Source organism: Roseobacter sp. HKCCD6576-2 (genome assembly GCF_013179285.1).
Classification (GTDB): domain Bacteria; phylum Pseudomonadota; class Alphaproteobacteria; order Rhodobacterales; family Rhodobacteraceae; genus Rhodophyticola; species Rhodophyticola oceani.
In genome coordinates this window covers 579,772-601,417 of the sequence record NZ_WVNW01000002.1, presented here as the reverse complement: position 1 = coordinate 601,417, position 21,646 = coordinate 579,772, and the positions used below count along the sequence as shown (strand labels likewise).

At 57.2% G+C, this 21,646-nt stretch carries 13 protein-coding genes; 9 read left to right on the top strand and 4 right to left on the bottom strand.

The window, feature by feature from the left end:
* Window positions 1–45: 45 nt before the first annotated feature.
* The 8 genes from GTF44_RS09965 (at window position 46) to GTF44_RS09930 (ending at window position 15,297) form a co-directional block, all read left to right on the top strand.
* Window positions 46–1,002: a DUF4007 family protein gene (locus GTF44_RS09965; protein ID WP_171559701.1), complete on the top strand. Its 957-nt coding sequence runs from the start codon at window positions 46–48 to the stop codon at window positions 1,000–1,002.
* 143 nt (window positions 1,003–1,145) lie between these two features.
* Complete coding sequence (locus GTF44_RS09960; protein ID WP_216364979.1) at window positions 1,146–4,394, top strand: hypothetical protein; 3,249 nt, start codon at window positions 1,146–1,148, stop codon at window positions 4,392–4,394.
* A complete protein-coding gene (locus GTF44_RS09955; RefSeq protein ID WP_171559703.1) occupies window positions 4,387–4,926 on the top strand; it encodes a hypothetical protein in 540 nt (179 codons plus the stop codon). Before GTF44_RS09960 ends, GTF44_RS09955 begins: the two co-directional genes overlap by 8 nt.
* Complete coding sequence (locus GTF44_RS09950; RefSeq protein WP_171559723.1) at window positions 4,919–5,560, top strand: class I SAM-dependent methyltransferase; 642 nt, start codon at window positions 4,919–4,921, stop codon at window positions 5,558–5,560. The genes GTF44_RS09955 and GTF44_RS09950 overlap by 8 nt, the downstream gene beginning before the upstream one ends.
* Window positions 5,553–6,395, top strand: coding sequence for a phosphoadenosine phosphosulfate reductase family protein (locus GTF44_RS09945; protein ID WP_171559726.1), 843 nt, complete (start codon window positions 5,553–5,555; stop codon window positions 6,393–6,395). Before GTF44_RS09950 ends, GTF44_RS09945 begins: the two co-directional genes overlap by 8 nt.
* A 73-nt stretch (window positions 6,396–6,468) precedes the next feature.
* Window positions 6,469–8,277 carry an ATP-binding protein gene (locus tag GTF44_RS09940; protein ID WP_171559728.1) on the top strand — a complete coding sequence of 603 codons (1,809 nt, stop codon included), beginning with the start codon at window positions 6,469–6,471 and terminating at the stop codon, window positions 8,275–8,277.
* Window positions 8,277–9,905 (top strand): hypothetical protein, encoded by a 1,629-nt coding sequence (locus GTF44_RS09935; RefSeq protein ID WP_171559731.1) that lies wholly within the window; start codon window positions 8,277–8,279, stop codon window positions 9,903–9,905. Before GTF44_RS09940 ends, GTF44_RS09935 begins: the two co-directional genes overlap by 1 nt.
* Window positions 9,906–9,912: 7 nt before the next feature.
* Complete coding sequence (locus tag GTF44_RS09930; RefSeq protein ID WP_171559734.1) at window positions 9,913–15,297, top strand: FtsK/SpoIIIE domain-containing protein; 5,385 nt, start codon at window positions 9,913–9,915, stop codon at window positions 15,295–15,297.
* A gap of 16 nt (window positions 15,298–15,313) precedes the next feature.
* On the opposite strand, the gene GTF44_RS09925 is transcribed toward GTF44_RS09930, so the two are convergent.
* Window positions 15,314–16,636, bottom strand: coding sequence for a site-specific integrase (locus GTF44_RS09925; protein WP_171559737.1), 1,323 nt, complete (start codon window positions 16,634–16,636; stop codon window positions 15,314–15,316).
* Window positions 16,637–17,059: 423 nt separating this feature from the next.
* Between GTF44_RS09925 and GTF44_RS09920 the strand changes: the two genes are divergently transcribed.
* A complete protein-coding gene (locus tag GTF44_RS09920; RefSeq protein WP_171559740.1) occupies window positions 17,060–19,846 on the top strand; it encodes a DUF2339 domain-containing protein in 2,787 nt (928 codons plus the stop codon).
* Window positions 19,847–19,863: 17 nt separating this feature from the next.
* Here GTF44_RS09920 and msrA read toward each other — a convergent pair whose 3' ends face one another.
* The 3 genes from msrA to GTF44_RS09905 form a co-directional block, all read right to left on the bottom strand.
* Window positions 19,864–20,373, bottom strand: coding sequence for a peptide-methionine (S)-S-oxide reductase MsrA (msrA, locus tag GTF44_RS09915; protein ID WP_171559742.1), 510 nt, complete (start codon window positions 20,371–20,373; stop codon window positions 19,864–19,866).
* Complete coding sequence (gene msrB, locus GTF44_RS09910) at window positions 20,370–20,819, bottom strand: peptide-methionine (R)-S-oxide reductase MsrB (RefSeq protein WP_145208737.1); 450 nt, start codon at window positions 20,817–20,819, stop codon at window positions 20,370–20,372. Before msrB ends, msrA begins: the two co-directional genes overlap by 4 nt.
* A gap of 126 nt (window positions 20,820–20,945) precedes the next feature.
* Window positions 20,946–21,506, bottom strand: a complete 561-nt coding sequence (locus GTF44_RS09905; protein ID WP_171559745.1) for a DUF882 domain-containing protein — start codon at window positions 21,504–21,506, stop codon at window positions 20,946–20,948.
* Window positions 21,507–21,646: the final 140 nt, after the last annotated feature.

Here is a 21,646-nt window from a genome sequence, read left to right as displayed (position 1 = left end):
CCTACAGTCGACCTGGAGGGTTCATCCAGTAGGCCGGGGAGTACGATGGCGCGCGGACCGCTATTTCAAGACAGTTATAGCCCGCAGTTTTCGGGGCACGAGACTTTTCCGCTGCGTTATGGGTGGCTGAAGAAGGCCTATGACCGCGTCGCTGAGACCGAAGGCATGCCGGAGAATCGGGCGGCATGTTGGGATGATGAGGCGATCGCTCGGTTCGGTGTCGGCAAGAACATGGTCGCGTCGATGCGTCATTGGGCGAAGGCGGCGGGAATCATTGAAGAGCCAACAGTAAATAGTGTGCGCACGACCGGGCTTGGCCGATTGCTTTTCGGTGCCAGGGGGGTGGATCCCTTCATGGAGCACCCCGCAAGCCTTTGGCTTGTCCATTGGCAGCTAGCCGGCCACGCCGAAAAGACCACATGGTTCTGGGCTTTCAGCCATTACCCCGCAGTTACATTCGAACGCGAGAACTTCATGAAGAAGCTCGACCGCCTCGCCAAGGATCGGAATTGGTCACGCGTGGCGCAGGCAACGCTCAAGAACGACGTAGCCTGTTTCATCCGCACTTACGTCGCGCGGCCGCCGTCGGGCAAGGTCGGTCACGACGATGCGTTGGAATCGCCTCTCACAGAACTCGGTTTGATCAAAGCCATCGGAAAGAAGGACGGATTTCGCTTCGTGCGCGGTGCAAAGTCGAGCTTGGGCGACGGCGTGTTTACCTATGCCCTGCTCGATTTCTGGTCGCGCTATTCGGGTGCCGCGACGCTTTCCTTCGAGGCGATCGCTCATGCTCCTGGGGGCCCGGGTCGCACGTTTCTCTTTGACGAAAACGACGTCGCAGATCGGCTGGTAGGCCTCGAAGATGTGACGAGTGGAGCCTTGCGATGGTCTGAGGCCGCTGGACTCAAACAGGTCGTGCGCAACACCGAGATCGACGCTTGCGCTGCGTTGGCGTTGCTAGCGGGAGACTATGTAGAACCGGGTGCGAGGGAAGCTGCCTAATGGCTCTGAACGAGCATGTTTACATCGCACGACGATTTCTGAGGTCCATCCGCATCGACTCCGATTTGGGGGATGCCACGGCGCTTGAGGGTTTTGTCTGTCCGCAATCTTCGGCTGCTGTTCTTTCGACAATGGCACGGCATGTGTCAGAGGCAGGCCAAGGCGCCTTCACCTGGACCGGTCCTTATGGCAGCGGCAAGTCGAGCCTGGTCGTCGCTTTGAGCTCGCTGCTCAACGGTGATCCAACCCTCAAGAAGCAAGCGGCAAAGGTCTTTGGCAAGACATTGACCAAAGAGATCCACGCAGCCCTTCCCACTGGGACCAAAGGATGGCGTATCCTTCCGGTTGTCGCCCGTCGTGACAATCCGGTGACGGTGATTGGAGAAGCCGTTGGGCGTGCGGGTCTCGTATCGAGGCGTCCGCGTGGCGGTTGGACTGAAAGCAATCTCATTTCCGCCTTGACGGAGGCGGCGGCCGAAGCGCCGCGCTCGCACGGTGGCTTGCTTCTGGTCATCGACGAGATGGGCAAGTTCCTCGAAGGCGCGGCGCAGGACGGTTCGGACATCTATATCTTGCAGCAACTGGCCGAGGTCGCTTCGCGTAGCAAGGGCCGGTTTCTGATTGTCGGTGTGCTCCATCAAGCTTTCGATGAGTATGCGCATAGGCTATCGCATGAATCGCGCGATGAGTGGGCTAAGATACAGGGCCGCTTCGTCGATCTTGTGGTTGATACCGCTGGCGAAGAGCAAATCGACCTCATCTCACGAGCCATCGAAAGCGACCATCGACCGAAGCTGCCGGGTGCAATCGCGACGACTGTGGCGGCTCAAGCCCGGCGGGGACGCGCAGACGATGCGGAGCGCCTCGCTGGGATGTTGGAGGATTGCTGGCCTTTGCATCCGGTTGTCGCCTGTCTCCTGGGGCCGATTTCCCGACGTCGTTTTGGTCAGAACCAACGAAGCATTTTTGGTTTCCTGAATTCGTCGGAACCATACGGCTTTCAGGATTTTCTGCGCCAAGCCGATGATGACCAAATCTACGGACCCGAGCGGTTGTGGGACTATCTGCGAACCAATTTGGAGCCGTCAATTCTTGCTTCTCCGGATGGCCATCGTTGGGCCCTTGCTGCTGAAGCACTTGAACGCTGTGAGGCGATCGGGGGTGATGAGCGCCACATCAAGGTTCTAAAGACGATCGCTGTTGTTGATCTGTTCAAGGAACGGTCGGGCCTGGTCGCCAACTCGGAACTGCTTGGCGCATGTTTTCCCGAAATTTCGGCCAAGTCGCTCGCAAAGACATTGGAGGACCTCGACCGCTGGTCTTTTACGATCTTCAAAAAATTTCTTGATGCACGAGCAATTTTTGCCGGTAGTGATTTCGACATTGAACGCGCGGTTCTCACCGCCTTGGACGAGATCGACGAGATCGATTTTAGCGAGCTGAAGGCTCTCGCTGGTCTTCAGCCAATACTGGCCAAACGCCACTATCACGAAACAGGTGCGCTGCGGTGGTTCGACGTGAACATCGTTCCAGTGAGCGGCGTGGTCGCCTTTGCCGCAGAAACCCGTCCAGTGAATGGTGCCATTGGCCAATTCTTGCTGGCAATTCCGACGGAAGGCGAAGACGAAGGTGTGGCGGAGGAGCTTTGCCGTAAGGCTGCACGCTACAGCGATGAATGGGACTTCGTCGCTGGCATATCCAAGCGGTCTTGGGCTGTGGTTCCACTGGCTCGCGAGTTATTCGCTCTCGAAAACGTCAGCAACGATCATCCAGAGCTTCAAGGTGATGCAGTCGCAAGGCGTGAGGTTTCTGCTCGACTGGCCTCTTTGCAGGCCCTTCTTGAGACTGAGCTTAACAAAGCCTTCGACAATGCATTGTGGTTCCGAAAGAACTTCCAGCCGAAACGCTTACGCCAAGCCGATTTGAATGGCGTCGCATCTGAGCTTGCCGACACGAGGTTTAAGAAATCGCCGTGCCTGCATAACGAATTGCTTAATCGACAGAAACCGTCAAGCAATGCCATCGCGGCACAAAACAACCTTCTTCGGCGCATGGTTCTGAATGAAGGCGAGCGCCGGCTTGGAATCGAAGGTTTTCCTGCCGAAGGTGGGCTGTTTGCATCCGTCCTGGAAGCGACTGGCCTTTACGCTCAGGACGAGGACGTCTGGCGGTTCGTAGCGCCGCAGGAACCGGCTGCTGATCCCTGTCGGTTGGGTGCGATCTGGACGATGGCGACTGACTACATCCGACAGCATGCCAAACGCACAGTGGCGATATCTGAACTGTTCGAGGAATGGCGCAAACCGCCTTTTGGGGTGAAGGACGGGCTGATGCCGATCCTCGCCGTAGCCTTCATTTTGTCGCAGCGCGACCGGCTCGCTGTTTACCGTGACGGCATCTTCCGATCCAGGTTCGACGACGTGGATGTAGAGCTGCTGGCCAAGGACCCGGGTTTCATTCAATTGCGATGGATGGATCTGTCAGATGTCTCCCGCCGCCTTCTCTCGGGCATGGCGGAAGTTGTGCGGAGCCTAGATGATTCCAATGATCTCGTTCATCTTGCCCCCATCGATGTTGGGCGTGGGCTCGTTGCGATCTATGATCGGTTGCCGCAATGGACAGCGCGCACCATGCGCTTGTCGACAAACGCAGTGAAAATTCGGGATCTGTTCAAGCGCGCCCATGATCCCAACCAGTTTCTTTTCGATGACATCCCCGGAACGCTGGGAGAGGACGTAACGCTCGGCAACGAAGACGCCCTTCGACGCATCATCGGGAGCGTTCGCGATGGCTTGGGGGAGTTGGCTGCCGCATACCCGTCCATGCTTCAGCGTCTGCGTGATCTAATGCTCGCCGAACTGCAGGTCCCGAACGTGTCACCCCAATCGCTGGCTGAGCTGCGTGAGCGCGCGGAGAACATTCGCCAGTTGGCGGGCGATTTTCGACTAGATGCCTTTGTGGGTCGGTTGGCCCAGTTCGATGGCAGTGAGGAGAGTTTCGAAGGGATCGCCAGCCTCGCCGCCAACAAGCCACCTCGGGATTGGGTGGACCCCGACCTGGACCGGGCGACGGTGGAACTCGCGGAACTCGCTCAGAAGTTCCTGCGTGCTGAAACCTATGCGAGAGTCAAAGGCAGGCCCGACAAACGACATGCGATGGCGGTCGTCGTCGGTATCGATGGCCGCCCCACGCCGGTTTTGGAGGAGTTCCAGGTCGTAGAGACTGATCGAGCAGAGATTGACGTGCTAATCGCGCAAGTCAGGGACGTCCTGGAAAAATCGCAGCTTAAGCAGCGCAATGTCATCCTTGCTGCGCTGGCCGAATTGACGTCGAGCTACATGCAGGCCTCAGCCACGACCGGAACAGACGCGAGGCTGGTTCAACATGACTGACCCAAAGTCTCGCGAGGAGCTCTGCTACGTCCAGAATTTCGAGCAGTTTAGGAATCTAAATGCGCAGATGAACCACATCCCCGCGCTTGCAATGACGCTCACGGGAGGTCTTTGGTTTGGTGCCGGCGCCACTGAGAATCTTGATATCGAGATTCGGTTCGCGCTGCTCATGTTGGCCGGGTTCAGCAACCTAGCATTGATCTTGATCGTCTATCGCATTCGTGACGTTCTGGAGAGTTACCTGGAGCGCATCGAGACCTTTCATCCGTCGAGCTTCGCGGGGGGTACCCCCAAAAATCCGCGGCTGCCTTGGCTTGGCAGCTACAGCATGATTACGATTTTTTGCGTGCTCATGCTGTTGGCCGCAATGTTCTCATTCATTGGCGCATTCTGGAAATACTGGCCTTTTGAGATCTGCGTTTGGTGGGGCGTTGCTGCGCTCAGTCTTCTGTTGCTCGGCTTGTATCTTCTTATCTTCCGGCAAAGCTCGGCGAACGATCAAACAAACGCAGCTGGAGATGAGAGTGCTTAGCGTGGCTTCCGGCAGCACTGAGAGCGAAACCGATCAATACTATCAGGATCATGCGCTCGCCTACGCAGAGTCCACGCTTGGTGTGGACATGTCGGAGATTTACGGTCTCTTTCTTGGTTATTTGCCAAGGTCCGCAAAAATCCTCGACGCGGGCAGCGGTTCAGGGCGCGATACTCTTGCCTTCAAGAACCTTGGATACGATGTCGATGCGTTCGATGCGTCACCGGCACTTTGCGCATTTTCGACGCGACTGACGGGAGTGCCAGCGCGGGTTCAAACGTTCCAGGATTTTGAGTCTGAGCCCGTCTATGACGGAATTTGGGCTTGCGCCTCTCTGCTCCATGTCCAGGCGGACGAGCTGGCCGACGCAGTTTGTCGACTGGTTCGTGCGCTCAAGCCAGAAGGGGCGCTCTACATGTCTTTCAAGCATGGCTCAGGCGAGCGGCTTTCGGCAGACGGGCGCTTCTATCTCGATATGGATGAGGGTCGTTTGCGCGCCGCGGTGAACGACGTTGCCGATGCACATCTGTGTGAGATCTGGGTTTCGCATGGCGAGGGTACCCGAAGAGGTCGGGATGCATGGCTGAATGCCATTTTGGTAAGGAGTCCGGGGGCAAACAGTAATCGTGGGTAGATCCGTCTCAGAAAAACATGTTCTTGGATTGTCTGGTGGGCGCGATAGCGCCGCACTTGCCGTGTATATGCGGCAGCACCATCCTGAGCTTCAAATCGAATACTTCTTCACTGATACCGGTAAAGAGCTTCCCGAGGTCTACGAATATCTTGGTCGTCTCGAAGGGTTTTTGGGACAGCCGATTCTGCGTCTCAATCCCGATCGCGATTTCGACTTTTGGCTGAAGCAGTACAATGATTTCTTACCGTCGCCACAAACTCGCTGGTGCACACGCCAACTCAAGCTGCGGCCTTTCGAGCAATGGCTTCGGCCGATGTTGGACGATGGCGCAACAATCCACAGCTATGTGGCGATCCGGAGCGATGAAGAGTATCGGGAAGGTTATGCTTCTAAGCACGACAGGCTGATTGTCCAACTTCCATTCAAAAACGCAGGCATAGACAAGGCGGGCGTCATCGACATTCTTGATGGGGCTGGCCTCGGGCTTCCCGACTACTATTCCTGGCGGACCCGTAGCGGCTGTACCTTTTGCTTCTTCCAACAAAAGATCGAATGGGTCCGGTTGAAAGAACAACATCCGGAAGCATTCAAAGAAGCCAAGGCCTACGAGAAAGATGCGGTCGCACACGGCTCCCCTTTCACGTGGAGCCAAGGAGAATCGCTCGATGATTTAGAGCGTCCCGAACGTGTCGCGCAGATCAAGTCTGACCATGAAAAGAGAGTTGAGCGCTTGCGATCAAAAGTTCAGGCCAATCCGTTGAGAGCTGACAAGGAGCCCATTGATATTGATGATCTCTATGGGAAGGCCAAGATGTGCTTAGCTTGCCACAAATGAAGCGTGCTTATTACAGTGGAGCCAGTTCAATTTTACTGGTGGCGGTAGATCGCGCCGATGCCGCGGGGGGAAAATGGCACAGAACGAACTAGTCAATTTCCTTGCCGCCTACGGACCCACCTCAGATGGGAACAATATGTACGACGAATTCGTCGTTGCTGCGGCCGCGAAAGCCGGCGTCAATCCCATCGCCATTCCTGAGAAGCGCTCCGACGAGATTCTCAAAGACCTGACTGCGGAGCAGCCTCGCTCGGTTATCCTCACCGGCACAGCCGGTGACGGCAAAACCTACACTGCACGTAAAGTCCTCGAGGCGTTGTCGGGCAGCAGCGCGACCTGGGGGAATACGCAGGAAACATATGAGTGGGTCGATCCCAAGTCTGAACGACGCATCGTCTTCGTCAAAGACCTCAGCGAACTGGAGGCGACGAGCAAGGGAGCGGTCATCGCTCGCATGGTGGCAGCCTTCTCAGATCCGGTGTCGACTGAGCATTTTGTACTTTGTGTGAATGACGGGCACCTCCTGCGCACTTGGGAAGAACACATCAAAGGTGATCCGCGGGGCGAACGGATACTTGCAATCTTTCGGGAGCTTTTGAGGGACGATAAGGACATACCGCCTGACGGCATGGCCTTTCGGCTCATCAACATGTCCCGCACTTCGCATGCGGCTACAATCGACGCGATTATCGAGCAGGTCTGCAATCATCCTGGCTGGAACGGCTGTGCGGAGGGGTGTTCCACTCAAACTGCCGGCAGCTGCCCAATTCTTATCAATCGAGACGTCCTTTTGAAGCGGGAGAGCGCCAGCTTACGGAACCGCCTGCGTGCTCTTGTCGAAATAGCGGCAGCCGATGAAAGGCATCTCTCGATCCGTCAGATAATCATTCTGATCGTCAACGCGCTCTTGGGCGATTCCAAGAACCCTTATCAGACACCGCTGATGAATTGTGCCCGCGCTGAACAGCGTGCTGCAACTGAAGAATATCAATATACCAATCCCTACAACAACGTCTTCGGAGAGAACCACCCCGTATCCCGCCGTCTGCAGCACTCGGCATTTGCGGCCCTTTCCGAGTTCGGCATCGGATTCGAAACGAATAACTTCTTTGATGATCAGCTACTCGATGTCGATCACAACGCCATGCCAATCGACCACCCGCAATACGGCGCGGCGAGCTATCAGCGGTTGCGAGCTAACTATCGTGAGAACCCCAGCGCCCATATTCGAGACCTCCGTAATGCGCTCACGGCACAGCGTCGACGTTTGTTCTTTGAGTGGCCCGACCCAAGCAGCGATGCGAGAGAGAAAAGTCCTTGGCAGCTTACGGTCCACAGCTATGGGGACCTCTACCTTAACCTACTGAGTCTGGAAGGTGCCCGCGACGGCGACCTATTTTCGCTCACACGCCCGAAAATTATCAAAGGGCTAAACCGTGCGCTGACCGGATCCCTCACCGAGACTGCGGATCGGCTTTGGTTGACGCAGCCATCGGGCGTTTACAAGGGTGCGGACATCCCAATCCTCGTTGCCAACCCGATAGGTTGGAAGAGCAAGCCCTATTGCTTGAACCTTGAGGCGCCGAACCATCCCGGACGGCCGCCGAGCTTGGAACTCATTGCGGCGTATCCGACTAGACGGGTGCTCACGAAATTGCCTCTGACGCCGACGCTCTTCGAATATCTCATGCGCGTCCATGACGGTGCCCTTCCCATGAGCTTTTCAAACCAATGTTTCCAAGATGTCAGGAGTTTCCAGATTCGGTGTGTCGGCGCGATCCTCCATAATGAGGGAGAAGACACCCTCGATTTCAAAGCGGTCGATACCAGCGGAGAGTCTCTCGGCGAGCGTGTCATAGGTTCGTTGGGGGAAGAAGTCTGATGCTCGACACCATTGTGCAGGACACTCCCTCGCTCAAATCGAATCTTGGAGAGGATGGAAAAGGTGCTGACACCCTGATGTGGGTGCAGGAAGCCATTTTCGGGCATCGGTTCGTCGAGGAGCAGTTGCCATATATCTTGGTTCTCGAAGTCCTCGCTATCTGCCGCGTCCTTCAATTAGGGGACGATGGGCGGCACTACGAAGAAACCAGGATCTTCAATCATCCGGTAGCAGCCTCGGACGAGCATGAGAACGTCACAATTCCCATCGTGAAGTCAGTTGCTCTGAGGTATGTCCTCTTCAAGGATCGCTCGCTCGACATCGTCGCGAAAGACCCGCAGCTATCGCCGGAGGAGCGCCTCGGGGCCTGGATCACAGCCTTGAACAAGGGCTTTGCCAACGAGGTCAGGTCGGGCAGTCCGGTGAACTTCGAGTACCTGCGCTCCCGATTTGGCAACCGCTTCGACGATGCGCGCCAAGCGGTGAAGATTCTGCAGGGTCTCGAGATCGATGTCCTCAACAACCGCCGCTACACATCGCGGTTTCTTGCGCCGCGCGGTGCCAACCTTATTCTGAACGACGTTGACCAGAAATTTGTTGCCGACCGGATGTTTTTTGGCCGTGGCGGCGAGATGGTCTACCTGATGCTCAGCCGGTCGTCCCTGGCAATGGAACTGGCTCCCGTGATCGCAGAGCAGTTCTTGTCAAGCAGGGATCCGATCGATCGGATCGCGGCCAAGTTTATTCCGGATGCACCCGATCGCACAGCGGGCGGCTCTATCGGTTATCTTCCCAAACGCGAACACTCTGCCTACGAGCGGATGGCTGAAGACTGGCATGCGATACTGACACTGAAAGAACTCCCCCCTCCACAAAAGTTCGAACCGCTGTTTCGTATGACCGCGCTCAATCTAATGCGCTACTTCGCAGAGCGCGGACAGGTGGTTGCAGGAAACAGCGTCGTTGATCCTATCCCGCTCGACATGCTCGGCGGTCGAGACGCCAACCTTCGAGATGTTTCAAAGGCGTTTTTGCGTAGACACCGTCAGGTCATCGAAGACGCTGTTGAAAGCTATATCCGCAGGAAGATCGAACCGACACCGGCCTGGGAAGCGGCACTGAAACAACCGGACAATGCGATGCAGTCGACCCAAGCGCTTGAGGTCATTCAGCGTACATTCGACGCGCATCGGTGGAGCTCAAAATCCGAGAGCATTCGGTCACCAGAGGCATGGTTGGCAGCGTTTATTCATGACGCGAAGCGCCGCAGTCGGAACAACATCTCCACCATGATAACGCCGCTTGGAACCAATTCCGGGTTTGTGGTTGCTCGGCGCGGCGCCGGGACGTGGTTTGCTTCTTCCGATGACTTTCTCGAGGCATTGGTGCTTGCCGTCGTCAAACGGCCAATCACAATCTCGGATTTCCTTCAGCAATTGTACGAGCGGTACGGAATCGTTGTCGGGCCAGAGGAATCGCGCAGAGCGTTTTCGGTTCCGCCCTGCGATATCTCGTCGTTTGAGGAGAATATCAGAGCCTTTGAGCGCCGGCTGACGGGTCTGGGCTACGTCAAACGCCTTTCCGACGACTGCGCCTTTGTCTCCAACGTCTATCTTGGGTCCGAGTAGGTCGAGAATGAACACCACCACTATGATTAAAAAGGTCGACTTTGATCCGATCGCCGAGCGTGCAGACCTTGTCGGTCGGGTCGTTTGGGGAATGGTCCTTCAAGAAGCTGATCGCAAAGCAGGAAGGGTGCTGCTTCAATTGGTCGGCATGCGGCCTGAGCACCTTCTTGGCGTGGCTTCAAACTTTGCCGAGATTGAAGGCAAGTCCGTCAAGCTTGCGATCTCGACTGACATCGATGGCGATCTGACCGACCGACTTGAAGACCGCTTCAAGACTACGAAGCCAGCCGTACACTTCCGGCATCTCGATGAAGCCGAGGTGATCCTTTTTGCAGTTACAGACAGTCAGCGAGACACGGTCGGATCGAGTTTGGGGCAGGTCACTCGGCTTGATCGCAACGCCATTCAAGACAAGAGCGAGCTTTGGCTTGATGCCATCCTCGACACCCTCGGGGCGGCCTTGAAAGGCGAAGAGCAGCGTACGTGGATTCGCGCAATGCTCATCGGCCTTGATCAGTCTGGTATCACGAAAGAGCTCGATCAGTTCGCGGAATTTGTCCGCCGGTTCGTGGCTTTGAACGAACATACATTGCCTAACCGGCTTCGGTTGTCTGCTCCGGCTCTCAGGCTTCCCAGGGCTTGCTTTGGCCCCATTCCGGCTCAAGGACTGGATCAGAGGAAGTTGGTTCAGGATTTCAGGGCCATGTTCCGAACGGCTGATCGCGACCTTTCTAGTGTGCCCTACCTGTTGGACAACAAGGAGTCGCGGCTCGATGTTGATCCTGTTCTCACCTATCTGACAACCAATCGACCGGATTTCAATTCTCAAGAGGTCAAAGCAGCTGAGGCCATCGAAGCACTGATTGCCGACCGCAAGAACCTGCGGCACGGAGAGTGGCGAGAGAGCCAGGAGCAGTTTTGCGAGGCCGTCGAATGGAACGACTTTGGCAAGTCTGTTTTCGCGATCAAGGCACGCAAGAAGGCGCTGACGTTAAGTCAGCGTACCCGCGATTTCATAAGAGACGAGTATCCCGACCGTCTTGATGAAACGACGGTAACTTATCTCGAAGAGCTTGAGGCTGGCACTAATTCCCCAGAGCAGGACCAGGACTTCTTTGCGAGTTGGCAGGACCCGATCCGCACGATCAAGGACAAGAAACTCTACGAGTCCTGGCGACGCCACTTATTCACCGATGAGGTGAGAGAAGCTGACCTTCTGTCAGTGATGGTTAAAGGCATTCGGTCGCTACTCATCAAGAACGCGTCTGACGATGGCGTTATCGCATCGAACGCCATCATCAATATTAAGATCAAAAACGCAGAGAAGACGTCGGCGTGGGCTGACCTTAACCCTCGACTAGTGAATTTACTCCAGCTGGAAGGCCGACTGATTGAGAAATCGCTCGACCAGCATGTCAGGTTCGAGTTCGGCAAGTGGCTCGAGGCCAAGGGCGAGAACACCGGACAGAGTGTGCCAGCAAATCAAATTGAGTTCGAACTGCGGCTGGAAATAGATGGCGAGATAAGCCCGACACAGGTTCGGATGTTCTGGCAACCGGGACATCAAAGCATGGCCCTGAGCTGGGCAGAAGACATCGCCGAGATCAAGAAGGGCGCAGCTGGAGGACGCACACGCTACGTGGCCGCTCCGTTTGATCTCAAGCAAGGAGGTGCGGTCGGCGGAATGCCAGCATCCTTGCGCGACACCTCTAGCTTTATTGACGTCGCTGGCACCGAAAAAGGCCGGATGGCCAATCCGACCGAATACGGGGTCGATGACGACGCTTTCGAGATCATAGCGGACAGGCTCAACCGCGCCGTTGGCGCACGCACTATCGATGCGAGTGCGCGTGACGCCGTGGGCGCCGCTCTTGAAGAGTTCCGCAAAGCGTTTTCCGCGGCTCTTCTGCACCTGCACGACGATCCGTCAACGCTCTACGGGACCGATCTCATCGAAGCCCAAGCCAGCGCGTTTGGACGACTTTGTGACGTGGCCCGTGCAAAGCTCGCACATACGAACTCAGTTCGCGAAACCCTTTTGCGCCCAATCGTTGAGTTCGCGATCCTGCCTGCGAGCAATGGACTAGCAGCAATCATTCCGGCCTGGCATCCGCTTCGGCTTCTCGAACGGAAGGCCAAGGCACAGGATCTTTCCCTTTTTGTTGATCTGGCCATTCGAAACGAAAACACGTCCGTGGATGGGTTGGAACGGGCCGCTGATGAACAGCAACGCATCTTTGGACAGTGGTTTTTCCCAAAGATCGTCTCGATGGGACTTGCTCCTTTCGTGACCGTCGAGGATTGCGGCGGATACAGCCTCGCGGTTCCGGTCGACTCCAAGCTTTCGAGCGAACAGAAACTCGAGTCTACGGCGGAGATTGCGTGCAAGCAATTCATGAACGCATCGGATCGCTTTATCGAGCTTAACCCTCACGAGGAGGGAAACTTCTCGACGGCACTGTACAATGCCGATGCGGTTAGCCTCGCCGGTCTAGTGGCCAAAGAGCTCGAGAAGCGCATGAGCCAAAAGAGCCATCTTCGTGCGAGTCTGCTTATCACGCATGACAGTCCGGAGCGCCTTAGGGACGTTTATGCCAAGCAGAACACACGCTTAAGCGGAAGTAATTTGGACGAGGTCACGGAGGGATTTCTTTCACGCCTGCGGGTGGGAGTCGGCAAGGGTGGGACAGTCGAGCTCGGGCGTCGTAGCAATATAGACGTCGTTTATCTTCACGATGCCTATTATAAGCACGCAACGATGGCCTGGGAGTTTGTTGAGGGCATCTCCGAGGCGTTGCCCGAAGCGATCGACTTTCGCAACGCCGCGCTGCCTCGCAGGCGGACGGATTCGGACGCCTTGGGCAATCTCGCAACACAAGCGATTGAGGTTTACATGATGGCGTCGCGACCGCCGCGTGCGGCCGCGCAATTCACTGATCTCTGCTATGTCGCGGCAAACGATACGCGGGTAATCCCAGACGAGTCTCGGATCGTTCCGATCCAGCGTATTAATTGGGACAACCAAGACATTTCCCGGACGATCCGCCGCGCCCATGAATTGGGGGAGTGGGTCATCAGCGTAGACACGATGTCGAGCCGGCAGATGTTGGCATCGAACGGGATCAAAGTCATCCGTGACGTGCAATTGCCAGATGCTGACATGCGCGTGCTGGTATCGTCACGTGAACCCAGTCCAAATCTTGTTCGGCACTTGCGATTGGACTTCGAGTCCATGCAGGATCAATACTTGAGCCAGAATGCAGCGTCGTTGGCGCAAACTTCCATTGCAACGGTAGTCGAGGTTTGCGGGCAAAAAATCCTGTCGTCGGCGAAATCGAGAACGACTGCACGTGAGATCATGGGCCTTGCCGCGGCCACTAGCATCATCAACCTTGAAAAGACCGTGAGGGACGTTCGCCCAGTGTGGTTCTCACTGGACGACAATCAGGCGTTCTTTGGGCTTAAGGGCCGGATGGCGGACACTCTGGCATTGGCGATCCGCAAGGAAGGCGGCAGGTTCGTTGTCGCAATGACCGTTGTAGAGGCTAAATGCGTGGGGCAAGTGTCAGAGGCAATTGAATCGAAGTCAAGCCGCGACCAAGTCGCCTCAACCCTTGCGACGATTGAGGCCAATTTTGTCACGCAGAAGGACATCATGTCCAAGCGGGCTTGGGGGCGGCAGCTGCTCTTCTTGATGTCGCTTCGGCCAGACTACATTCACTTCTTCGCTGACAACTCGGAGTTGGAAGAGTTCCGGCAAGCTATTGCCGATGGAGACATCGACTATTCGGTTGATGGTCGCTCGGTCGTTGTCGTCCATGATGATGTGTCCTTGCCGGATGACATAGGAGTCCGCGCTTCGGAGAAGAATGACGCCGTTGTGCAGTACACGATCAAGCAGCGAAGCTTCTCCCAGATCATGCAGCATCTCGAAGATCCTACGACGGCTCCGGTGCCACAGTTGCCGTCGATGCCAGCGGGTCACGCCTCAGCTTTGCCCGCGCAGCGTGAGGTGGCTTCCGCTGCGCCCCCAGCATCCGACGAAAGGGCTGACGAACGATCAGCGGACTGTGACCAGTCGGTTGAACCCGAATTCGAAAACCCATCTGCAGTGGATGTCGCGACGGGGTCGGAAGTCCCTGAAGTGGATCAAACAGCGCCGGCGGTTCAGGAGATCGAACGCAATGAGGCACTACCTGCTAACCTTGAAAAGGTCCTTCGGGAAATCGCGGCACGGAAAGGTTATGGCGACCAAGTAGAAGCCGAGGCGGAGTTCGCAGATGTCACTGCAGTCAATCTTCAGGCAGCGCTTACCGATTTTGGAATGACAGCACGGTTTTCAGAGCCACGCACGATTTCGACGCCGAACGGCGTGTTGGTAGGTTTCGCGGGCCACAACACACTGACGGTATCAAAGCTCAATCAAAAATTGCTGGAGCTCAAGACAACCCACGGCCTCGACGTCACCGACATCCGAACGGGGCTCGGGCGCATCTCCCTTTTTGTGGCCACACAACAGCGAAGAGTAGTTGATCTGGCTCGGGTCTGGCTCGAAGCGGAGTGGCCGAACTCGGCGCCACGGGAAACGTCGAGTTTCCTCTTGGGACTCCGTGAGGACACCGGCGAACCACTTTGGCTGAATTTGCGCGGTGCGTTTGGGGGCAATGAAGAACATGCGCCACACACACTGATCGCTGGGGAGACTGGCAGCGGAAAGGGTGTGCTGACGCAGAACCTGCTGCTGCAGATGATCGCATTGAATGCCCCGGAAAGCCTCAAACTGTACCTGATAGATCCCAAAATGGGCGTCGATTTCCCTTGGATCAGCGATGCCCCGCATATGGCTCATGATATCATTACCGACCAGGATGAAGCTGAACAGGTTCTCAACACGATCGTCGCGGAAATGGATCGACGATATGAGCTGATCAAGGCAGAACGTGTTCCCAAAATATCTGAGTATAACGATGTCGTGCCGCCACAGGACCGACTGCCGTACATATTCGTCATTCATGATGAGATGGCCGATTGGATGGCTAGTTCCGACGAATATCGGAGGGTCATTCAGAGCACGATGACCCGTCTTGCTTCCAAAGCGCGTGCCTGTGGCATTCACGTTGTGATGGTTACACAACGAGCAGCTCAAGATGCGATCCCGCCAGGTATCCGAGACAACCTAGGGAACCGCCTAATTTTGAAGGTTGCCAGCGAGGCAGGATCGAACCTTGCGCTTGGTATGCGTGGTGCAGAACGACTGCTCGGCAAAGGGCATCTTGCCGCGAGGCTCGCTGGCGACAAACCGGCCGGGGAAGAGTACTTCGTAGCGCAGGTTCCTTTTGGATCGACCGATGAACTCGCGCGGTACGCGGAGAGCCTTTTCGATAGAGAGTGATTAGCATCCGTCGCAATTATCCTGCGGGTCTAGCCTCTGTCAGCACTTGGTGGATGGCATTCCTGCGTGTCTGCCGGTCAAGCGTGTATGTGTTTCGCCTGAACTCGACCCCTTCAAGGAGAGCTTTCACATAGCCTGAAACTGTGTCCGCGGCCATGATCAAGGTAGAATCGAGCGTGTGGACATACTTGCTCGTGACCGAACCTTTGGCATGACCGATGAGTGCGGCGATGGTGATTTCGGTGAAGCCGAGATCATTGGCGATACTGGCAAAGCTGTGCCTTAGTACATGCGGTGTGACATCCCACAGTGGTGTGTCTGCGAAGAGCTTCTTCCAGCTCTGGGGAAAGTTTCCGACTGCGTTGTCCTCACCTTGGCCGGGAAAGACATATGTTCCCTCCCGCTTCAGGCGCGCGGCCTCAAGATAGTCGATGACCGGAAGGCCAACCGGGCGCACGGAAGCGCCTTCCTTGCTGTCTCTCAGTCGCAAGCAACTGCCTTCAATATCCACCTCGCTCCATCGTAGGTTGATGATCTCGCCACGCCGACAGCCGGTCAGGGCGATGAGGCGAAGGATCTCGGCGTGGATGCCGTAGTGGCTGTCATGCTGCATGTCCTTAAGAAGTCGACCCAGCGTTCGATACTCCGCCTCGCTCAACCGCCTGTCTCGCACCTTGTATCTCGGCTTTTTGAGGCCATGAGTCGGGTTCTGGTCGATGATCCCTGCGTCGATCGCGTAAGTGAAGATGCCGCCGAGGAGACCCATCGTACGGATCGCGGTGCCAGGACCGCCCGTGACGATTGCTTTGCCACGCAACTTCTCCGTCTTCATCACGACACGCGTTTTACCGGCGATTATGTCCTTCATGAGATTGTTCATATCCGGCTTTGTGATGTCCTTGATCCTCCGCGTGCCGAGCAACGGGATGATGTGCCGGCGAATGCGACCGATGTCTGTTTCGATCGTTTTGGGCTTCTTCGGCCGTCCGCCTTTGCCAAGGATAAGGCCCGCCTCCATGTCAGCGATATATTGTTCACAAAGTTGTTTGACGGTGACGGCGCGCCTTTCCTCCGCTCTTTCCGTCGCAGGATCTTCTCCTTGCGCAATCTGCCCAAGCAGGGCCTTTGCTTCCCGCCGTGCAGTCTCCGGCGTCCAAATGCCGTGTATTCCGATCGTATATCGCCGCGAGCGACCTTTAGCTCTATACTGCAGGAGGTAGCTTCGCTTGCCGGAGGGATAGACACGAAGACCGAAACACGGCAGTTCGTCGTCCCATACGACATGGCCTTTGCTTCTTGGTGTTATGGACTCTACAAATCGTTTCGTCAGTTTGCTCATGCTCCGGTCCTTCAAAAGCCCCATTTCACGCAAGCGACACGCAAGTGAGCGGGCGGAAATCAAGGCGTATTGTCGGATAGAGACTTCGGAGCGCTGATTTGAGAAATCTAGTGTTTTCCGTTAGTTATCGTGCTCTGGCGTGCTCTATCGCGCAATTCGGAAAGGTCATTTGACCAGCTCCGAAGGCAGAGGCCAGAGGTTCGAATCCTCTCAGGTGCGCCATTACTCATACTGCGACTGTTGAGTGTGATTGCTGCCAAGGCGCGGTCACGTTGATCCCGATAGCTATTTGCTCCTAACCGCATTATGCGGCCACCGCAGCAAACCTACGGGAAACCTCCATTGCGCAAGATTAGCTCTTGTTTCGCAGGATGGAACCGCTACCCAATTGATAGATTGGTTTAATTCCTGAGCAGGTGCGTTTTGGAAGGTTTCTTTGTCCTACTCGGCTTGGTCGTTTTGGCCATTCCCTTTGCGGTCGTTTATCTCCTGGTCGCCAACGCGCGCTTGACGCGGCGGGTTGCCGATCTGGAGCGGCAATGGGCCGACCTAGACGGAGTGCCGCGCCAAAAGGATGCGGTTCCTGAGACGATGGCCGCGGACGCAGAAACGACCTCACCGGTCGCCACACCCCCTCCTGCGGATCCTGCCGAGGAGGCGGTCAAGACACCACCGGCGTCGGGCCCATGGCAGGGGGGCAGGGCGTCTCGTCCGTCGTCCCCCGATGTGCCGCCTGCATCGACGCCGCTGCCGCCAGCACCCTCCGAGCCCAAGTCGCTGTCCGCGATTGTGCGGGACAAGCGGCGAAATCGTTTCGGGGATTGGCTGAAAGAGAATTGGTTCTACGCAGTTTCCGCCCTGTCCTTGGCCTTGGCCGGTGTCTTTTTGGTGCAATACGGGATGGAGCAAGGTCTGTTGCCGCCACCTGTTCGCGTCTTGGCGGCCCTTGCGTTCGGAGCGGCCTTGATCGCCGCGGGCGAAGTGATCCGCCGACGTTATGGCGATGATGAAGCCGCCACGACGGCGTATCTCCCCTCGACCTTCTCTGGTGCGGGCATCGTGACCCTGTTTGCCGCCATTTTGTCGGCTCGCGTTCTCTATGACCTCATTGGGCCCGAGATGGCGCTGGTCGGGATGATGGCGGTTGGGGCCGTGGCCATAATACTCGGCTGGTTCTACGGTCCGCTCTTGGCGGGTGTCGGGATCATCGGTGCGATGGCCGCGCCTTTCGTGGTCGGCGGATCGAGCGAGAATCCCTCCTGGCTCTTCGGCTATTTTGCGGTGGTCACATTGGTCGGGCTCGCGGTGGATGCGATCCGGCGTTGGGCCTGGGTCACTGTGGTCTCGCTTGTGATGGCCTATGGTGCGGGGTGGATGGTGCAAGCAAGCGCTGCGCCAGTCACCACGGTGCCCTATGTGATCTATCTTGTTGGTCTGATGCTTGCGGCGATCGCGATCCCACCTTTGCGGCTCATCCCGACCCATGCCGGGGCAATGTGTTTGCAGGCGATAATCCGAGCCAGCGCCTCGTCCAAGTTCCCCGAGTTTCCGACCTATATCGTCGGCGGCGCGGTTGTTGCGAGCACGGGCTTCATCGCGCTGATCGATCAAAGTACCGCCGCCGATTTTTGGCTGATCATTAGTGTTTTGACGGTCATCACGCTTGCCCTCTTGATCTGGGCGCGGGGGGCAGAAGCCTTGGCCGATCTCGTGGCTGTTCCGGCGGTTACATTGCTCTTGATGTCCGTTGCGCAGTCCGAAGGCGGGGTGGTGAGCCGGGCCTTTCGAACCATTCCCGAAAATGCCGAAGCCGGGATGCCTTTAACCGTCACATGGTTGGTTGGGATCGCCATGCTGATCACCGCGACGTTTGGGTGGCGCGCGCTGACGGCATCGCGGTACAAAGTGATCTGGGGCGGGGCCGCAACGCTTTACGCGCCGGTCATGGCAATCCTTCTGGAGCTCACCTGGCGTCCTGCCGAGGTCATCGGTGCGTATCCGTGGGCGCTTCATGCCGCCGCGATTGCGGGGGTGATGGTCCTTCTGGCCGAGCGGTTTGCGCGGGCGGATGGCGCGGATCGATTGCGGGTGTCTTTTGCCACGCTGTCGTCGCTCGCGGCGCTGTCTTTTGCCTTTGTGATCATCTTCAGTGACGTGGCGCTGACGTTGGCCTTTGTGGTCACCGTGGTTGCTGCGGTCGCGCTTGATCGCCGGTTCAATCTGCCTCTCATGACGTGGTTCGTCACCATTGGCATCGGGGCGATTGGATATCGCTTGATTGTGGATCCGGGTCTCGACTGGGCGCGAACGGCTCCGCTCGCGGAGGTCGTCTTGGCCTATCTCGGCGCATTTGCGGGTTTCCTCGGCGGGCTTTGGCTGCTGCGCGACCGGGACAGGATGCAGATGCGCATACTGTTGGACAGCGCGGCGTGGTCCACCGGCGGCGTGCTGATCTCGCTTCTGCTCTATCGATTTGTGCGCGATGCGGCGGGTGTGGATGCGGTGACGACCCATTGGTCCGCGGGGCTTCACGCGGTCATTTGGCTTGTCTTGGCGCTTACGCAGGCGCGAAGGCTGCAACTTGGCGGCCCGTTTTATACACTGCGTCTTATCTTGGCCGGGATATTTGGCACCATTGCGGCGGCGGCAATGGTGCTCGGCATCGTGTCCTATAATCCGCTTTGGGCGGTCGGAGATGGGCGTGTCTTGGGGCCGGTCCTGATCAACTCGCTGATCCTCGGCTATCTGCTGCCCGCGCTTGTGCTTGGGTTCGGCGCTTGGCGCTTGACGTCCCTGCCGAAAAACATCCGCCTTGGGCTGGCTGCAATTGCCTTGGTGCCCGCGATGGTGTGGCTCTTTCTGGCGATCCGACATTTTTGGCAGGGCGCGGACGGCATGGCCTTGCCGGGCATGGGGCAGGGCGAGCTTTACAGTTACACCATCGTGCTGCTGGTGATCGGTGGTGGACTCTTCTACCAATCCTTGGCGCGGGGGGCTGCGTTGATGCGCCGCGCCGGGATTCTGGTCCTGGGACTCGCGATTGCAAAGGTTTTCTTGGTGGATATCTCGGGCCTTGGCGGCTTGATCCGGGTCTTCTCGCTTTTGGCACTCGGCCTGCTGCTGGCCGGGCTGGCCTGGCTCAACAGATGGGCGCAGGCGAAACATGCGCCGCGCGCTGATGACGATGACGGGGATGGGCCAGAGGTGTGACCCCCGGCCCATCTTGGTTATTCGGCCGCCGTCTCGCGACGGGGTAGGACCCAATCGGGCCGGATGAAATGGCAAGTATAGCCATGCGGAATGCGCTCCAGGTAATCCTGGTGCTCCGGCTCGGCTTCCCAGAAATCGCCGACCGGTTCGAGTTCCGTCACAACTGGCCCAGGCCAGAGACCGGAGGCGTTCACATCGGCGATGGTATCCAGCGCGACCTGCCGTTGATCCTCATCGACATAATAAATCGCGGAGCGGTAGGAGAGGCCGATATCATTGCCCTGACGGTTCAGCGTCGTTGGGTCATGGATCTGGAAGAACAGTTCCAACAACTCGCGGTAACTGACAATCGCCGGATCGTAGATAATCTCGATCCCTTCAGCATGGGTGCCGTGGTTGCGATAGGTCGCATTGGGGACGTCACCGCCGGTATACCCGACTCGCGTTTTCAAAACGCCGGGGCGCTTGCGGATCAAATCCTGCATGCCCCAGAAGCAACCACCGGCCAAAACAGCGCGCACGCTCATGCCACATCCTCCACTTGGTCGAGATAGGCGCCATAGCCTTCGGCCTCCATCTCATCGCGATGGACAAACCTGAGCGAGGCGGAATTAATGCAGTAGCGGAGGCCGCCGCGATCCTGCGGCCCGTCCGGGAAGACATGGCCCAGATGACTGTCGCCATGGGTCGAGCGCACTTCGGTCCGGATCATCCCGTGGGAGACATCGCGGAGTTCATTGATATGGGCGGTCTCGATCGGCTTGGTGAAGCTGGGCCAGCCGCAGCCGCTTTCATATTTATCAGCGGACGCAAAAAGCGGCTCACCAGAGACGATATCGACATAGATGCCGGGCTCTTTGTTGTTCAACAGCGCGCCGGTGCCCGGGCGCTCGGTCCCGTTTTCCTGTGTCACCCGATATTCTTCTGGGCTCAGCTTGGCGAGGGCCTCGTCTGTCTTAGCGTAGGCGGTCATGGGGTTCCTCCAAGTCATCGGCGTTGGGCCAAGATATGGGGGCAGGGCACGCAATGTCCAATCGTCAAACACAGAAAGGCCCCGCAAAACGGGGCCAGATCAAGGGATTGTGTTGTGAGAGACGGGTTAGCGGCCCCAGGTCCGGACCGGACCGCAATCCATATGGACGAAGTTGGACCCGGAATAGCGGCCAACGCCGCCTGCGTTACACGCTGCGGCAGCGCGGGCAATCTGGCTCACGCTGCGCGAATTGATCCGAAGATCGGCGGCTTCACCTTGCATATGGCGAGAGTTCCGCGCCACACCGCGCGACCGGGAGCGCAACATCGCATTGGTTGCTGGCGAGCGGTAGCCGGAGAGCAGGGTGTAGGGCTCGGATGTTTCCAGCAGATTATGGGCAGCGGCCATGATGTCGATCGTGCGCGTGTCGATCGTGCGGACTTCATTGCGCCGCCAGTCGCGCATATGAATGTTGATCTCGTCGAGGGCCGGGCCGACATAATCGCCATCGATCCAGTAGATCATATCGAGGCTTTCGCCGGTGCGCCCATTATACATGGCCAGTTTGCGGATATCGCCGGCGCCGCGCAGAAAGCCAAATGCATTCGCCATAACCGGTGCGGCCGTTACAGTGGTGGCCGCGAAAGCGCGCAACAACGCGCGCCGCGTAAACGCTGATTTTGTCATTGAAGTCTGTGCCCCATCTCGTCTTCTGCCCGTTCCGTCGCACATCATGCCGCTTTTTTGCGGCTATCTCGCGTATCCATCCCCACAGATGTGGTGTTCATGACACAAACGAGACAAATCTTAAAGTCTCACTCTTCCCT

Coding starts and splice junctions, on each gene's coding strand:
- GTF44_RS09965 (WP_171559701.1), top strand. CDS start 46: ATGGCGCGCGGACCGCTATTTCAAGACAGTTATAGCCCGCAGTTTTCG.
- GTF44_RS09955 (WP_171559703.1), top strand. CDS start 4,387: ATGACTGACCCAAAGTCTCGCGAGGAGCTCTGCTACGTCCAGAATTTC.
- GTF44_RS09935 (WP_171559731.1), top strand. CDS start 8,277: ATGCTCGACACCATTGTGCAGGACACTCCCTCGCTCAAATCGAATCTT.
- GTF44_RS09925 (WP_171559737.1), bottom strand. CDS start 16,636: ATGAGCAAACTGACGAAACGATTTGTAGAGTCCATAACACCAAGAAGC.
- GTF44_RS09930 (WP_171559734.1), top strand. CDS start 9,913: ATGAACACCACCACTATGATTAAAAAGGTCGACTTTGATCCGATCGCC.
- msrA (WP_171559742.1), bottom strand. CDS start 20,373: ATGAGCGTGCGCGCTGTTTTGGCCGGTGGTTGCTTCTGGGGCATGCAG.
- GTF44_RS09940 (WP_171559728.1), top strand. CDS start 6,469: ATGGCACAGAACGAACTAGTCAATTTCCTTGCCGCCTACGGACCCACC.
- msrB (WP_145208737.1), bottom strand. CDS start 20,819: ATGACCGCCTACGCTAAGACAGACGAGGCCCTCGCCAAGCTGAGCCCA.
- GTF44_RS09905 (WP_171559745.1), bottom strand. CDS start 21,506: ATGACAAAATCAGCGTTTACGCGGCGCGCGTTGTTGCGCGCTTTCGCG.